The organism is Rhizobium sp. PEPV16, assembly GCF_008919455.1.
In the GTDB taxonomy this organism is placed as follows: Bacteria; Pseudomonadota; Alphaproteobacteria; order Rhizobiales; family Rhizobiaceae; genus Rhizobium; species Rhizobium leguminosarum_Q.
Window position 1 is genome coordinate 5,354 of record NZ_VSZV01000345.1, and the last position, 1,101, is coordinate 6,454.

The following is a 1,101-nucleotide window of genomic DNA, read 5'->3' on the forward strand; positions in this document are numbered from 1 at the left end:
CACGATGATCGCATCGGCGCTGCAGGCGGTGCATCTGCCGGGTGGAGTTGTTCGCTCCGAGATCGAATACGTGAGCTTAGCCAACACGCCCACCAGCGCGTGCTGACGGATCCGACAGTGTTCCGCCGGGCGCCGAGCTTGAACGCCCGGACCTGGCCGAGTGACTAGGATCGGCTTCGTCGGGCGTTCTCACAATCCATGGCGCGCCAACACATCACAAAACGGAATCCATCGGCTGCAAAGGATTCAAAACTCTCGTTGGACAGCGTCGGTCTCCGCAGGAATGATTCCCGCCATGAGCCGAATGTCGTTTCACCTCCACTGCCAGCGTGTCGACGCCAGCCGCAACATGGCCCGCTATTATACGCTCGCAATCGAGCCGACCTTGTTCGGCGAAACCGCGGTCGTGCGCAGCTGGGGACGGATCGGCAGACGTGGTGGCGAGAGGACCGACGTGTTCGGGACCGAACAGGAAGCCGTCGCGCATTTTCTCGATCTTGCTCGCCGGAAGCGTCGGAAGGGCTATAGGCCGACCAAGGCTGCGATGCCGTTAGTGATGACCTGACCGCTCACCAGCACAGCGCGATCGTCTGCGCGCAAGGGATCGTCACGCCTTCAGGGCGTGAAGACTGCACCGGAGGCTTGGCCCTGTAAGGCGGAAGCAAGGGCTCATGCTGTCGCCAAACTCTCAGGTTTCGGATCGGTCAGTTCCATCGCCGGGGTCCTGACTTCCAACTATCATGGTCAAGACCGGTCCCAAGCGCGGTGTTCCAGCGACATTATACTGGCTATTTTGCGCTAGTGTAATCGCCGAGACCCATGCTACATGTTCGCAGGCGACGGTCAGCCGGTCCGACGAGATGATCATGGGGGCCATGTGCGACGTTTTTCGATTGGCGAGCAGGTGTACGATGAAGACGATCCCGAGCTTCCGGCCCGGCTCGAACACGCTTACGCGCAGAAGCTACGGCCACTTTGCCGATGCAAAGAGCCGCCGCTTCCGATGTACATTGCACGCATCGACGGTCTCCATGTCATCAAGCGCATGCCGCTTTCGGGACGAGACCATGACCCCGCATGTCCGTCGTATGAGCCACCCTA

2 protein-coding genes are annotated in these 1,101 nt (G+C 60.5%); both read left to right on the top strand.

The features are described 5' to 3' along the window. Window positions 1–283: 283 nt before the first annotated feature. On the top strand, window positions 284–565 hold the full coding sequence (locus FY112_RS27900; RefSeq protein WP_151519785.1) for a WGR domain-containing protein: 282 nt from the start codon (window positions 284–286) through the stop codon (window positions 563–565). Window positions 566–877: 312 nt separating this feature from the next. After that, window positions 878–1,101 (top strand): DUF1173 family protein (locus FY112_RS27905; RefSeq protein ID WP_151519823.1); only part of this gene is annotated, 224 nt, incomplete at its 3' end.